We start from the raw sequence: 14,757 nt of genomic DNA, 5'->3' as shown, positions 1-14,757 counted from the left end.
CCCCGCCGATGGGAGTTTGCGTCCATCCGGACCGGCCGCCGCTTCGAGGGACGGGAGAATGCGACGCCCGATCCGGTCAAAGATTTAGGCAGTCGTCGCTGAACCGGGGCTGAACACGCGCGTCAGGCACGCGAACAGCGCGGCCTCAGGCAAGCGCCGCGATCTCGGCCTCCGTAAAGCCCCAGTCGGCCAAGGCTTCGGTGTTGTGCGCGCCGATAGCGGGGGGCGGTCCCTGAATGACGCCGGGGGTCTCTGAAAAGCGTGGCGCAGGCGCGGGCTGGGTGACCCCTCCCAGCTGCACGAAGGTCTGGCGCGAGGCGTTGTGCGGATGGTTTGGCGCTTCGTCCAGATCCAGCACCGGCGCAAAACAGACATCCGTTGCCGCCATGATTGTCGTCCACTCTGCCTGGGTCTTTGTGGCGAACACAGCGGCCAGTTTCTCGCGCAGGTCAGGCCATATCGATCGATCCATCTGCCGTTGGAAATCGGGATCGGTGATGCCTGTCTTCTCCAGCAAAAGGGCGTAAAACTGCGGTTCGATAGAGCCGATGGAGACCCACTTTCCGTCAGAGCATTGGTAGGTGTCGTAGAAGTGAGCCCCGCCATCAAGCAGATTGGCACGACGTTCCTCCTGCCAGATGCCGGAAGCCTTCATGCCGTAGAACATGGCCATCAAGGAGGCCGATCCGTCGCTCATGGCGCAATCAATGACCTGGCCTTTGCCAGTTTCCCGCGCATGAATGATCCCGGCCATTAGGCCAAACGCAAGATAGAGAGCGCCGCCGCCAAAATCGCCGACCAGGTTCAAAGGCGGAACTGGCTTGTCCTTGGTGCCAATAGCGTGCAGCGCGCCAGTGATGGCGATGTAGTTCATGTCGTGGCCGGCCGCATTGGCATATGGGCCGGTCTGACCCCATCCAGTCATGCGGCCATAGACCAGCCGGGGGTTACGCTTGAGCGCCACATCCGGACCCAGGCCGAGGCGTTCCATCACGCCGGGTCGGAACCCCTCTATGATCCCGTCGGCCGAGGCCATGAGCTTCAGGCACGCCTCAACCGCCTCTGGCGTCTTCAGATCCAGAGCGACCGAGCGGCGACCGCGTGCGGTAATGTCAGACGGCGCGCCGCCTCGACCGCCCTTGCGATCTACCCGCACCACATCGGCCCCAAGGTCTGACAAGAGCATGCCACAAAACGGGCCTGGGCCGATTCCCGCGAACTCTACGATCTTCAAACCGGTAAGCGGGCCCTGGCGCATGATGTCCTCCGAAATCCTTGTTTGGTCTAGGCGCCCTGCCCTTTGGTCAGCCAAGGCCTAGCCGCCGCCGGGCAATGACTGCCCATCGTCGACGGTGACTATGCTACCCGTCATGGCCCTCGCCGCTGGGCCCACCAGCATCATGAACGCCGCGTCGAGGTCAGAGGCCTCCATCAGGCGGCGGCGAGGAAAGCCCTTGAGTTGGCGCTGCCCGCCCTCTGTCGGCCACCAGGTGTCGTTGATGGCGGTCTCGATGTACCCAGGGCAAAGGGCGTTGACCGCGATCCCTCGTCGCGCCCACTCGCGCGCCAGGCTGCGGGTCATCATCGCCGTCGCGGCTTTCGACCCGCAATAGGCTGAGAGGCCTGGTAGCACAGTGTGACTGGCAATGGAGGCGATGTTCAGGATCCGCCCTTCGATCCCGCCGGCAATCATCCGCCGCGCTGCCTCCCGGGCTGCGAAGAAGGTTCCCCGGGTATTGACTGCAAACGCGGCGTCGAAATCCTCGATGGAAACATCCAGCGCCAGACCTTCGCCACCGACGCCCGCATTGTTCACAAGGATATTCATAGGTCCAAGTTCACCCTGGATCTGGTCCAGGATGGGGCCAATTGAGGCCGCATCCGCCACGTCCATCCGAACGGCGATCGCACGCACGCCCGCTTTGGTCAGGGCGTCGGCCTGCGCCTGGATCTTTTCCAACCGCCGCGCTGTTAGGGCCACCGCAGCACCACTGTCGGCGAGGAGCTGTACAAAATGTGTGCCCAGACCGCCACTGGCTCCGGTCACGACGGCCACACTTCCAGATAGATTTCCGCCCGACACTGCCCACTCCTTCACAATGAAATGCTTCCGCAACCAGGGATACGCTATGAGTGCCTGATTCCGGCCTCCAATGATTCCTCAACTGTGGATCCATTTGGCCGCTATGGGATGGAGAGATGACGGCAGGGATCAATGCCCGGGTTCTGATTGTCGCGCGCGACGATACTCTGGCTGGCGCCTTGGCCGAGGGTCTTGACCGGCTGGGCTGGCGCACGATCACGGCGCGCCACGAAGCAGCTGCAGCCTCCGCGCTGGCCGATCTCCAGATAGAGGCGGCAATCGTGGACCTCGCAGGCCTTGGTGACGAGGCGGTGGGTCTGGCGACACGACTGCGGACTGCATGCGCGCCTCGCAAGCTTCCAATTCTGGCCATGAGCGCGCCGGATCCCTTTCAGAAGGATCGTGGTTACGACCTCGTTCTCAGCGGCCCGATCGACCCGGCTCAAGCTGTGATGCGACTGGAGTCGCTGGTCCGCACTGCTGTCGCCGAGGAGGAGTTCGACGTCCGATTCGAGACATTTGCGGAACGTGGCCACAACCTTGAGACCCCGGAGATCGACGCCTCCCCCTATCGTGTCCTGGCTATTGGCGAGCCCGCCCCGCAGTTTCTGGCCCTGTCCAATGCGCTGACTCGGAATGGCGCAGAGGTGGTGGGCGCCTTCACCGCCTTCACTGCGTTTGACTATCTGCATGAGAAGCCATTTGACGCGGTGGTGCTTTGGGCCGGAGAAAACCCGCACGAAGCCCTGTCCATCGCCGCCGGGCTCCGCCGCAATACACGCCTCTATCACACGCCAGCGCTCCTCTACATCAAGGCGCACTCGGTGATCACCGCCTCGGAGGCCTACCAGCGCGGGATCTCTGACGTTGCCTCGCCCGAGACCCCTGAAACAGCTACGGCCTTGCGCGTGGTGGAACTGGCCCGGGCGTTTCGTCGACAAAAGTCGGTCAGGGCAGCGCTTGAGCGCGCTCGCACTTCCGGGCTGATGGATGCCGCTACAGGATTGTTTACGCGTGACCTGTTCGCCAGCCACCTGATGCGGTTGGCCCGAAGTGGTGAAGCTAGGAACCGCGCGCTCAGTGTTTGCATGCTCAAGGTCTCCGAAAGACCTGATCTGCAGGCGCCAAGAGCCGGCGGCTGGGTGGCCCGGGCTATCCCTCAGATCGGATCCATGATCGGCCGCCTCGTCCGCGTCGAGGACACCGCCGCGCGCCTGGCGCCGGAGGTGTTCGCTTTGGCGCTACCGGCTACCAGCCTGCAATCAGCCCGCGCGGCAGGCGAACGCATCGCTGCGGTGATTGGCTGCACCGCTTTTGAAGCTGGGCAAGGCGCCACGCCCTTTGTCATCGACTTCGAACTCGGTGTGGCCGAGGTGCCGTCGCCCGAAGGCGTGGGTCGGGCGCTGGAGCAGGCTGCCGCCATGGCGCAACCCCTCAGGACGGGTTGACCGCTGACTTGGGCTGAGGCGCCGCACCTGCGGGCTGGGCTGGGCGGGTGGCCTGAAGGCGCTGGAACATTGCGCCCAGGGCCGTTGCCCGACGGGTCAATTCTTCACCGCACCGGGTGAGTTCGGCTTGCACCAGGGGGCCGGTGTTGAGGGTCTTGCTTTCCGACAGCATCAACCCTTCAAGCCTGGACGTAGCCCCGCGTCCTTCCATCTTGCCGAGAAAGTAGAATATGCCCTGTTGCGCCTTGGGGGCGTCCTTCGGATCCCGGCCAGCGAACGTCAGCGCAATCACGCACCGCGCGTCGGTCTTGTCGGCGACGGTCTGGGCGTAGGCCGGTGGGGTTGCGGACATCAGCCCCGCGGCCCCGATCAGGGTCATCAGAAGTACGCGCATGCAGGATCCTCAAGGTTGGCGGAGTCTGACCCCGCCCGGATGGTGGCTCTTCTTGCACTGCGGCGATGAAAATCGTCTGAACCAACCGAACTGTTACGCGGTGAATTTTAGACAAACAGGCTGTTTATCGGATCTAGTTGAGTTCATCTGAAGCGGGCAGGTTCTCCCGGGCCGCTGTCAGTTGGTGACCAGACCGGCCTTGAACATTTCGGCCCAGCGCGTCCGGGTTTCCTCGATGCGGGGCAGGATTTCCTGAAGCATCGCCTCGGGCGCTTCGCCGACGGGGTAATGGAGCGCGTCATCGTGGGCCGCGCGCCAGATCACCTCGGCGGCCTGCTCCACCGGAAGGCCGCCGCCCATTCCCTGGTTGATGGCTTCACGGAAGTTGGGGCCTCCCGGCACCGATGCCTTGTCCAGAAGGGGTGTCTCGATCACCGTGGGCTCAACGCAGGAGACCCGAACGCCGGAGCGCATGAACTCGATGTCCAGGGCTTCCGAGAGGCCGCGGACGGCGAACTTGGTGGCGGAGTAGACGGCCAGCCTCGGGGATCCGGAAAGTGACGCTAGGGAAGCTATGTTGATCAGGCGCGAGCCGGGCGTGTGCTTGAGGCGTTCGTGACCGAGGTAGGCGCCGAGGATCACGCCGCGCAGGTTGATGTCGATCTGATCGTCGAAATCAGCGCGACCCTGTTCGGTGAACCAGCCGTAGCGGGCGATGCCGGCGTTGTTGAGCAACACATCCAGCCGCCCGCCGCTGGCTTCCATGAAGGCGTCGAGTGCGCGTTCCCACTCGTCTTCCTTCCGGACATCGTGGACGACGGTAAAGCCGGCGTTGTCGCCGCCGATGGCCGCCAGCGCCGTCTTGAGGCCAGGGCCGTCGATGTCAGACAGCCCGACCAGCCAGCCTTCGGCGGCAAAGCGTTTGGCAGCCGCGAGGCCGATGCCGCTGGCCGCACCGGTGATGAAGATGGCTTTGCGATCAGTGGGCATGGCGGGCTCCGGAGATGGTGGTGACCGACGTTAGACCCGAACCGCGGCCGGATCACCCTTGACGTCACGGCGCCCGTCAGGCCGCCAGCTTCGCCAGTTCGCTCAGCACCCGCTCGGCCGCATCCAGGCGCTGCCTGGGGGTTTCCCACTCGCCCTTGACCACAACCTTGTTGTCCGGACGAATCCGCCAGGCCACCTGATTTTTCGCGATGAAGCCCACCAGACCGGCCGGGTTCTTGAAGTCGTCGTTGCGGAAGGTGACGACCGCGCCCTTCGGCCCGACATCGATCTTGGAAACATTGGCCTCGCGGCACAGACCCTTGATCGCCACGACCTTGAGCAGCTGGCCGGCTTCCGGCGGCAAAGGTCCAAACCGGTCGATGAGTTCGGCCGCCAGGGCCTCACGATCCGCAGACTTCTCGGCGTCAGACAGACGACGGTAAAGCGAGAGGCGCACGTTGAGGTCCGGAACGTAGTCCTCCGGGATAAGCACGGCGGCGCCGGTATTGATCTGCGGCGACCAGCCCCGGTCGGCAACCTCCTCCGCGCCGACGCGGGCGCGCAGCTCGTTGACGGCGTCTTCCAGCATCTGCTGATAGAGCTCGACGCCGATCTCGCGGATATGGCCCGACTGCTCCTCGCCCAGCAGGTTGCCGCCGCCCCGGATGTCCAGATCGTGACTGGCCAGCTGGAACCCGGCGCCCAGACTGTCCAGCGACTGAAGCACCTTCAGGCGTCGCTCGGCCGAAAGCGTGACCTGCTTCTCGGCCGGCGTGGTCATGTAGGCATAGGCCCGCGCCTTGGACCGGCCCACCCGGCCCCGCAACTGATAGAGTTGCGCCAGGCCGAACATATCGGCGCGATGGATGATCAGGGTGTTGGCGGTGGGGATATCCAGGCCGCTTTCCACGATCGTCGTGGAGAGCAGGACATCGTACTGCCCCTCGTAGAAAGCGCTCATCACGTCTTCGAGCTGGGTCGGCGCCATCTGGCCATGGCCCACCACGAACTTGACCTCGGGCACCTGCTCGCGAATGAACCGCTCGAGATCGGGCAGATCGCTGATCCGGGGCGCAACAAAGTAGGCCTGCCCGCCGCGATACTTTTCGCGCAGCAGGGCTTCGCGCAGGACCACGGGGTCCCAGGGTGTGATGTAGGTGCGCACCGCGAGACGGTCCACGGGCGGTGTCGCGATGATCGACATCTCGCGGATCCCGCTCAGCGACATCTGGAGTGTGCGCGGGATCGGTGTGGCGGTCAGGGTCAGCATGTGCACATCGGCACGAAGCCCCTTGAGCTTCTCCTTGTGCTTGACCCCGAAGTGTTGCTCCTCGTCGACGATCACCAGTCCCAGGTTGGCGAAGTTGACCTGCTTGGACAGCACCGCGTGGGTACCGATGACAATCTCGATCTCGCCCTTCGCCAGGCCTTCGCGCGCCTCGTTGGCTTCCTTGGTGGGCACCAGACGTGACAGGCGGCAGACCTTTACCGGCCAGCCCTGGAACCGCTCGGAGAAGGTCTTGAAATGCTGGCGGGCCAGCAGGGTGGTCGGCGCCACCACAGCGACCTGCTGGCCGCTCATCGCCACGACAAAGGCGGCCCTCAGCGCCACCTCGGTCTTGCCGAACCCGACGTCGCCGCAGATCAGACGATCCATCGGCTTGCCGGCGCCCAGATCCTCCAGCACATCGCCGATGGCGGACAGCTGGTCGTCGGTCTCCTCGTAGGGGAAACGGGCGCAGAATTCGTCGAACAGGCCGCTGGGCGGCTCTACAGGATCGGTGACGCGCATTGCGCGCTCGGCGGCGATGCGGATCAGGCCATCGGCCATCTCACGCAGACGCTCCTTTGCCTTGGCCTTGCGGGCCTGCCAGGCCGCCCCGCCCAGCCGGTCGAGCTGCACGCCCTCCCCTTCAGCGCCGTAACGGGTCAGCAGGTCGATGTTCTCGACAGGCAGATAAAGCTTGGCGTCACCGCCGTACTGGAGTTCCAGGGTGTCGTGTGGCGCGCCCTGCACATCCAGGGTCTTCAAGCCCACGTAGCGCGCAATCCCGTGGTCGATGTGGACGACCAGATCCCCCGGCGTGAGGGCCGAGGCCTCCGCCAGGAAATTCGCGGCGCGGCGGCGCTTGCGCGGTCGGGCAAGCCGGTCACCGAGGATATCGGTCTCGGATATCACCGCCAGGGTATCGGTCTCGAAACCGTAGTCCAGGGGCAGAACGACCCGCTGAGGCGTCTTGGGATCGGCGGCGCGGGCGGCGTCCCAGTAGGGCGCCAAAGGCAGGGTCTTCAGGCCATGGTCGGACAGCATGTGCATGAGCCGGTCCGACGATCCGTCCGACCATGAGGCGAAGAGCACGCGCTTTCCGCCAGCCGACAGCGCCCTGGCGTGATCCACCGTGGCTTCAAAGAGATTGACGCTGTCCAGCTTGCGCTCGGCGGAGAAGTTGCGGCCGGCGCGGGCACCCATGTCGATGACGGCCTCGCCCCCGGCCTCGTTGAATGAGGAAAGGCGGCGGGTCGCGCGCACCGCCAGGGCCTGGGCCCATTCGGCGTCTTCCAGATAGAGCCGCGCGGGCTCGAGCGGATGGTAGTGGCCCTTGCGCTCGACGTTGGCACGCGCATCGAAGGCGTCCCGGATCATCGCCAGTCGCTCTTCACGGGCCTCGCGGGCCAGGTGATCCAGGGTGATGGCGGTATTGGCCGGCAGATAGTCGAACACCGTCGCCAGTCCCGGGTAGAACAGCGGCAGGTAGTGCTCCATGCCGGCGCGACGCCCGCCGGCGGAGACGGTGTCGTAGAGCGGGTCGCCGCCAGGTGCGCCGAAGGTTTCCAGATATCCGGTCCGGAAGCGGCTGATGCTCTCCTTATCGAGCAGGGCCTCGCTGACCGGCTTCAGCGACACTTCCTTCAACTGCTTCGTTGAACGCTGGGTCTCGGGATCAAAGGCGCGGATAGATTCGAGCGTGTCGCCAAACAGGTCGAGACGTACCGGTTCGTCCGCCCCGGGCGGGAATACGTCGATGACGCCGCCCCGAATAGCGAATTCGCCTTTCTCGGACACGGTGGAGGCCCGGCTGTAGCCGTTGACCGAGAAATAGGCCTCGAGGTCGGCGATCTCGACGGTGTTGCCGCCGCGCGCGGAATAGCTGGCCCGCTTTACGGCCTCCAGCGGTGGAACCCGCTGGATCATGGCCGGGACCGTGGTCACCAGCAGGCGCGGTTTGGCGTCCAATCCGTCCGCCAGTCTGGACAGCGTCGCCATCCGCTGGGCCGATACGCCCGCCGACGGGCCGACGCGGTCATATGGCAGGCAATCCCAGGCCGGCAGGGTCAGGATCTCGATCCCCTGACCGAAGAACTGAAAAGCGTCCACGAAGGCCGACAGCCGCCCGGCGTCACGGGCCACGAACACGGACAGCCCGCCCCTCGCCCGCACCAGCTCGGCCAGCACCAGGGCGTCAAAGCCCTCGGGCGCGCCGACGAGGTCCAGGCCGCCCGGATCATCGGCGACGCGTCTGAGCTGGGCCTGACTGGCGGGCCGATTCCCGTCAGCCATTCCCGATCGCCTTGTGCGCAATGTCGCGATAGGCCTTCAGCCGATCCATCAGGGGGCCGTCGAAGGCGGCCGGCGTGGGCATGCGCTCCAGGATCCAGCCGTAAAGGTCGTGGTCCGGCTGATCGAGCAATTCCTCGAACAGGTCCAGGTCCGCGGCGCTCAGCGACGAGACGTGTAAATCCGCGAACGGTCCCAGGATGAGATCCGCTTCCCGGAAACCCCGCCGCCAGGCGCGGAGTTTCAACTTCTTGTGGCGTGCTTCGTTGCTGCTCATCGAGAGCTGGCGGATATAGAGCGGCGCGAGCCTGTGCGCCAGTCGACTATCGTTTAATCATGCGGCCTGAGATTCTTTTCCCGTTGTTCTCGCCGGTCACGTCCCTGAAGGGCGTGGGTCCGCGCGTGGCGCCGTTGCTGGAACGCCTGGCAGGACCGCTGGTGCGCGATGTCCTGTGGCTGCAGCCGCACTCTGTCGTCCGGCGGACGCCTTCGGTGATCTCGGCGGCGCTGGACGGCGAAGTGATGACCTTCGAGGTGGTGGTGGAGTCCCTGCAGATTTCCCGATCCGCCGCCCGGCCTACACGCATAAGGGTATTCGATCAGACCGGGTTCATGAGCCTGGTGTTCTTCGGCGCCTATGGCAGCCAGCTTGAACAGCGCCATCCGGTCAATGCGCGCCGGGTCGTATCGGGAAAGGTCGAGCTTTCCCAATACGGCCTGCAGATGGTGCATCCGGACTACATGGTGGCGCCGGAAAAGGCCGGAGACATTCCGCAGGTCGAACCGATCTATCCGGCCACCGAGGGCCTGCCGCCACGCCGGGTGCGCGGGTTCGTCGTGGAGGCCCAGTCGCGCGCGCCGGAGTTGCCTGAGTGGCAGGACCCGGCCTGGCTGGCGCGGGAGCAGTTTCCGGCCTGGCGAGAGGCGCTGGAGCGCCTGCACGCCCCGCAGAACGAGGCGGACCTCTCCCCGCTCAGCCGCCATCGGCGGCGGCTGGCCTATGATGAGTTGCTGGCGCATCAGCTGGCGATGGCCCAGCGCAAGGCGGCGCGGCGGCGGGAGCCCGCTGCGCGGATTGTGATGGGTGATCTGGGCGACCGGATACGCGCCGGTCTGCCCTTCCGCTTCACCGCCGCACAGGACCGCGCGCTGCACGAGATCAGGAGCGATCTGATCGCCGGCGAACGCATGAGCCGACTGGTTCAGGGCGACGTCGGATCGGGCAAGACGGTGGTGGCCATGTGCGCCATGGCCGATGTGGCGCGAGCCGGCGCCCAGAACGCCCTGATGGCGCCTACCGAGATCCTGGCCCGGCAACACTTTGAAACGATTTCCGGTCCGCTGGCGGCGCACGGCATCGGGGTGATCCTGCTGACCGGTCGCGACAAGGGCGCCGCGCGCGCCGAAAAGCTGAGGGGGCTCGCCACCGGAGCGATCAAGGTGGCGGTGGGCACACACGCGTTGTTCCAGGACGACGTGGTCTTCCAGAACCTGCAGATGGCGGTGATTGACGAGCAGCACCGGTTCGGGGTGGCGGAGCGGCAACGACTGCAGGCGAAGGGCGAGAGCGTCCACGTCATCGCGATGTCCGCCACACCCATTCCGCGGACCCTGGAACTGACGATGTACGGCGACCTCGACGTCAGCCGCATCGAGGAGAAGCCGCCCGGCCGTACGCCGGTCGCCACGCGGGCGGCGCCGATGAACCGGCTGGACGAGGTCGTTGCGCGCCTGAAAGACGCCGCCGCCGGTGGGGCGCAGGCCTTCTGGATCTGTCCTCTGGTCTCGGAATCCGAGCTCAGTGATCTGGCCGCCGCGGAAATGCGGGTGATCGCGCTCCGTGAGGTGATCGGCGCCGGGGTAGGCCTGGTGCACGGCAAGATGCCGGCTGCCGAGAAAGACGCCGTGATGGCCGACTTCGCCGACGGGAAGCTGTCGGTGCTGGTGGCGACCACGGTGGTGGAAGTCGGCGTCAATGTACCGAACGCCACGATCATGGTGATCGAGCAGGCGGAGCGCTTCGGCCTGGCGCAACTGCATCAGCTCAGGGGCCGCGTGGGGCGCGGCGCTCGCGAGAGCGCGTGTGTGTTGCTGTATGATCCCCCCCTGTCAGAGACCGCGCAACAACGCCTCGACATCCTGCGCCGCACCGACGACGGGTTCCTGATTGCGGAGCGGGATCTTGAACTGCGAGGCGGCGGCGATGCGCTGGGCCTTCGCCAGTCCGGCCTGCCCGACTATGTCTTCGTTGACGCCTTTGCGCATCGGGACCTGATCGCCGTGGCCGGCGATGACGCGCGACTGATCATCGCCCGCGACCCGGACCTGACCAGCCAACGCGGGCTGGCGCTCAGGACCCTGCAGGAACTCTTTGACTGGAAGGCCGGAGCCGGATTGAGGGACGCAGGTTAGCGCGACCCGGTGATCGCACGCTTCAGTCCGGCCGCAGCCTGCCGCGCGGCGATCAACGACTGGCCCAGCACCATGCCGCGCCAAAGGTCATCATCAACATAGAAGGCGGCGCGAATCTGCGCCTTGATCCCGGCCGCGTCGGGACCCAGCGGATCGCCACGCGCGTGCAGCCAGTTGTCGGCACGCAGGGCGTCCATCACCTTGGTGGTGTCGACGGTGCCATACTCCAGCGCGATGCCCGTGACGCAGGCGTGCGACAGAAACCCCGGAATGGCGCCCAGCCAGTCGCCGGCCAGCTTGGCCGAAACCGAATCACCCCCGTCAATGCTGGCGGCGGCCGCCCCGTGCCAGGCGGCGGCGCGACGGTAGGCCTCTGTCTCAGGCCCGGCGCTGACAATCTGCTCTGCATAGCCGACCGGACCCAGGCCCGTGTGGTAGTCAATGATCCCGATGTCGGAGGCGGCGGACAGCCGCTCGCGGAAAATGGCCTGGAGGGTCCGACGTGACCAGGTCTCCGACCGGCCACCGTAGAATATCCCGTCCGGGTGAGCGTACTGGCCCCCGCTCAAGGCCTGCACCATGGCGGGAAACCCGTTTTCGCGCGCATAGGCCAGGATGGTGGCCCGCGAGGCGGCCTGGGCCTCCGCCGACCAGGATGCCGGCGTGACAGCCTCGGCGAGCCGGTCGTACTCCGGATTGGCAGGGAGCGGCGCGGAGAAGTCGATGAAGTTGCGATTGAGGTCGACATTCTCGTGGGTGACACGACGGCTCCAGGCGAAGCCGTAGGGGTTCAGCCCGTGGACCACCAGGGCGGCGACGCCAGGCGCCAGACGGGCCGCCTCGCCCCTTCGCATCCAGTCAATCTGTGCGCCCGAGCCGCAATGGCCCTCGACCCCGTGCGTCGCCGAAACAAGAACAAGGACCGCCTGCGCGTCAGCTGGGCCAAACCACGCCACATCCGTCGTCAGCTCACCGCCGTCGGGACCTCGTTCGGGGTGGGTGTAGCTTGACAGGGCGCCGCCTGCGCCCGCCGACGCATCACGAAACTTCTGTCGGGCAATTTCGTAGGTCGGGCTGAAGACGGACATCTAGACCCTCACCATGCGCTTGCCGCGGTTCTCACCGGCCAGCAGACCGATCAAGGCGCCGGGAAGGCTCTCGAGGCCTTCGAGGATGTCTTCCTGAACCTTGAGGCGCCCATCGGCCACCCAGGCCTGGAGATCTGCGAGCGCGGCCTCGCGCTTGTCGTCGAAGTCCATGACGACGAAACCCCGCAAGTTCAGCCTCTTCGTGACGATCAACCCAGGGATCCCCCGCGGCCCATGCGGCGGCGGCGCGCCGTCGTATTGCGAGAGAGCGCCGCAGCACGCGATCCGACCAAAATTCTTCATGGCGAAGAGGCAGGCCTCGAACACATCGCCGCCGGTGTTGTCGAAATAGACGTCGATGCCATCGGGGACAGCCGCGCGCAGCTGACGTTTGAATTCCGGGGATTTGTAGTCCACCGCCGCGTCGAACCCGAGCTCCTCGGTCAGCCACCGACCCTTTTCCTCGCCCCCGGCAATACCGACGACACGGCACCCCTTGATCCTGGCGATCTGGCCCACGATCGAGCCGACCGACCCGGCGGCGGCCGACACCACCACGGTCTCGCCAGCTTTCGGCTGTCCGCATTCCAGCAGCCCGAAGTAGGCCGTGAGGCCGGCTATGCCATAGACGCTGAGCAGGTGGGTCTCGGGCTTGAGCGGCGGCAGCGCGGAGAGGTTTTTGCCGGGCATGACCGCATATTCCTGCCAACCCGCATCGGCGAAGACCAGATCGCCGGCCTTCAGGTGCGGCACGTGAGACACCAGCACCTCCGAGAGACCACCGCCCGCCATCACCTGGCCGGAGTTCAGCGCGGAACGGTAGGTCGCACCCTGCATCCAGGCGCGGTTGGCGGCGTCCAGCGAGATGTAACGGGTCTTGAGCAGCACCTCGCCATCGCCCGCCACGGGGCGATCCGCCACCTTCAGGGCAAAATGGTCCGGAGCCAGCTTGTCGCCCTGCGGCAGACGATCCAGCACGATCTGGCGGTTGGTCATGGCGTCTTTCCCTGTCGGTCTATTGTTGGCCCTGTTGTCGGGCATTCCAGGCTGCAAGGCGAGCCTTCGAGTCGGCATCGAGATCCGCATAGAACAGATTGAACCCCGGAACCTTCCGGCGATCCGCCCAGCTGCCGCGTTGCTGCAGGTCTACGGACCTGGGTCGGCTCACGACAAGCACGCCATTCCTGCATTGGGCCGAAACCTTGCGCATCATGAAGGCAGGGCGTGCGCCCCACTCCAGCCCGGTGGCGTTCGCCGCGCCAAGATGCAGCCGCGCCGGCGCCGGCAGATCGCTCACAGCGCCCAGCAGGGGGTTGAAACACATGGCCGGGCGCGGGCTCAGGTTCACCAGTTCGCCCTGGGCATTCCAGACCAGCGCCCGATCCAGCACGTGTGCGGATGCCTCGAAATCGCCCTCCCGCACGCTGGCCCAGGCCGCGAGGCAGCCCGCCTCTCTCCGCTCGACGCAAGGCAGCAGCGGCGGGTTCTCGGCGGGCACGATGGTCTCGATCAGATAGGCCGCGACCAGGCGGGTCTCCAGCAGGGGATCGTTGACGAATTCCTCGGAGAGCAGCCGCATGGCCAGCGTGCCGCCCTGCTCCACACCCACGATGTAAAACGGCCGACCGCCGTTGTCCCGGGCGAGATAGTGTCGGAAGGCCCGGCGCACATCGGCGTAGGCAAACTGGCGCGCCTCCCGCGCGTCTTCGCGCAGGGTTGTGAGGCTGTAGAGGCTGGCTTGCCGGTAGCGCGGGGCGAAAACCCGACCGACGCCGACGAAAGGCCCCACATAGTTGGGCGCAATCACCTCGCGAAACTGGGCCGCCGCCGCGGGATGGTCGATCCGGGCGTTCCAGTTTCGACCGCCGTCATAGGTGGTGGGCGCCACAAAGAAGATATCGGCCTGGCGGGTCGATACACTCGCTGGCCGAAGGTGCCACGCGCTGGCCAGGGCGTAATCCGGCTGAGGCGGCGGGTTGTACATCTGGAACGGCACTTTCGGATCCAGCACCGTGGAAACCAGATCGCCCCAGAACGCGAAGACCGCCGCCGCCAGCAGCGCCAGGAGCCCCAGGGCTCCTCGCAACAGCCATCCCCGGCGGCGTGGAACGGGGCTCTCCATGGTCAGCGGTAACGATCCGGCTGGCTGAGGTAGCGTCCGACGTAGTCGCTGATGCCGTCCTCAAGCGAGGTCAGGCCGGCGGAATAGCCCGCCTGGGCCAGGCGCTCCATCCGCGCCTCCGTGAAGTACTGGTACTTGTCGCGGATCATCGAGGGCATGGGCGTATAATCGATCAGGGGCGCCTTGCCGGCCGCCCTGAAGACCTCGCGCGCCATCTCTTCGAAACTGCGGGCCTGGCCCGAACCCAGGTTGTAGATCCCGCTGACATCGGGGTTCTCCAGCAGCCAGCGCACCACATCCGCCACATCCCGGACATAGACGAAGTCACGCTGCTGCCCGCCGTGCGGCACATCCGCGCGGTAGCTCTGGAAGAGCTGGACCGTCTGACCCTCGCTCACCTTGGGCCAGATCTGCGAGGCGACCGAACGCATGGCGAGTTTGTGGTCCTCGTTCGGACCGTAGACGTTGAAGAACTTGAGACCCACCCACTGGGGGGGCGCGTCGTCGCGCGACGCCTGGCGCGCGGCGAACAGATCGAACAGCGCCTTGGACCAGCCGTAGGTGTTGAGCGGTTGCAGCCGCGCCAGCGCCTCATAGCTGTTGTCGTCGTCGAACCCGTGCTCGCCGGCGCCATAGGTGGCTGCGGACGAGGCGTAGACGAACC

Annotated in this window: 12 protein-coding genes; 2 read left to right on the top strand and 10 right to left on the bottom strand. The window is 65.9% G+C overall.

Going from position 1 to position 14,757, the window contains the following annotated elements:
- Positions 1–145: 145 nt before the first annotated feature.
- Positions 146–1,258 (bottom strand): CaiB/BaiF CoA transferase family protein, encoded by a 1,113-nt coding sequence (locus tag ACIQ42_RS07215; protein WP_397421533.1) that lies wholly within the window; start codon positions 1,256–1,258, stop codon positions 146–148.
- A 57-nt stretch (positions 1,259–1,315) separates the two neighbouring features.
- A complete protein-coding gene (locus ACIQ42_RS07210; protein ID WP_397421532.1) occupies positions 1,316–2,047 on the bottom strand; it encodes an SDR family NAD(P)-dependent oxidoreductase in 732 nt (243 codons plus the stop codon).
- A 152-nt stretch (positions 2,048–2,199) separates the two neighbouring features.
- On the opposite strand from ACIQ42_RS07210, the gene ACIQ42_RS07205 reads away from it, so the two are divergent.
- Positions 2,200–3,531, top strand: coding sequence for a diguanylate cyclase domain-containing protein (locus ACIQ42_RS07205; RefSeq protein ID WP_397421531.1), 1,332 nt, complete (start codon positions 2,200–2,202; stop codon positions 3,529–3,531).
- Here the strand turns inward: ACIQ42_RS07205 and ACIQ42_RS07200 are convergent.
- From ACIQ42_RS07200 to ACIQ42_RS07185, 4 genes are all read right to left on the bottom strand, one after another.
- Positions 3,518–3,925 (bottom strand): hypothetical protein, encoded by a 408-nt coding sequence (locus tag ACIQ42_RS07200; protein ID WP_397421530.1) that lies wholly within the window; start codon positions 3,923–3,925, stop codon positions 3,518–3,520. The genes ACIQ42_RS07205 and ACIQ42_RS07200 overlap by 14 nt on opposite strands.
- A 177-nt stretch (positions 3,926–4,102) precedes the next feature.
- Entirely contained in the window at positions 4,103–4,915 is an 813-nt protein-coding gene (locus tag ACIQ42_RS07195; protein ID WP_397421529.1) for an SDR family oxidoreductase, read from the bottom strand.
- A gap of 76 nt (positions 4,916–4,991) precedes the next feature.
- Positions 4,992–8,474 carry a transcription-repair coupling factor gene (gene mfd / locus ACIQ42_RS07190; protein ID WP_397421528.1) on the bottom strand — a complete coding sequence of 1,161 codons (3,483 nt, stop codon included), beginning with the start codon at positions 8,472–8,474 and terminating at the stop codon, positions 4,992–4,994.
- Entirely contained in the window at positions 8,467–8,748 is a 282-nt protein-coding gene (locus ACIQ42_RS07185) for a succinate dehydrogenase assembly factor 2 (RefSeq protein ID WP_397421527.1), read from the bottom strand. Before ACIQ42_RS07185 ends, mfd begins: the two co-directional genes overlap by 8 nt.
- A gap of 59 nt (positions 8,749–8,807) precedes the next feature.
- Between ACIQ42_RS07185 and recG the strand changes: the two genes are divergently transcribed.
- On the top strand, positions 8,808–10,883 hold the full coding sequence (gene recG, locus ACIQ42_RS07180; protein ID WP_397421526.1) for an ATP-dependent DNA helicase RecG: 2,076 nt from the start codon (positions 8,808–8,810) through the stop codon (positions 10,881–10,883).
- Here recG and ACIQ42_RS07175 read toward each other — a convergent pair.
- The 4 genes from ACIQ42_RS07175 to ACIQ42_RS07160 all read right to left on the bottom strand — a co-directional run.
- Positions 10,880–11,971, bottom strand: coding sequence for a M14 family metallopeptidase (locus tag ACIQ42_RS07175; protein ID WP_397421525.1), 1,092 nt, complete (start codon positions 11,969–11,971; stop codon positions 10,880–10,882). The genes recG and ACIQ42_RS07175 overlap by 4 nt on opposite strands.
- Positions 11,972–12,967 carry an NADP-dependent oxidoreductase gene (locus ACIQ42_RS07170; RefSeq protein ID WP_397421524.1) on the bottom strand — a complete coding sequence of 332 codons (996 nt, stop codon included), beginning with the start codon at positions 12,965–12,967 and terminating at the stop codon, positions 11,972–11,974. It lies immediately after the preceding gene.
- A gap of 19 nt (positions 12,968–12,986) precedes the next feature.
- Positions 12,987–14,057, bottom strand: coding sequence for a DUF3089 domain-containing protein (locus ACIQ42_RS07165; RefSeq protein WP_397421523.1), 1,071 nt, complete (start codon positions 14,055–14,057; stop codon positions 12,987–12,989).
- 38 nt (positions 14,058–14,095) lie between these two features.
- A partial coding sequence (locus ACIQ42_RS07160; protein ID WP_397421522.1) for an NAD-dependent epimerase/dehydratase family protein occupies positions 14,096–14,757 on the bottom strand: 662 nt, incomplete at its 5' end.

Source organism: Phenylobacterium sp. (genome assembly GCF_044372605.1).
Lineage (GTDB): Bacteria > Pseudomonadota > Alphaproteobacteria > Caulobacterales > Caulobacteraceae > Phenylobacterium.
This window is presented reverse-complemented; position numbering and strand designations above follow the sequence as displayed.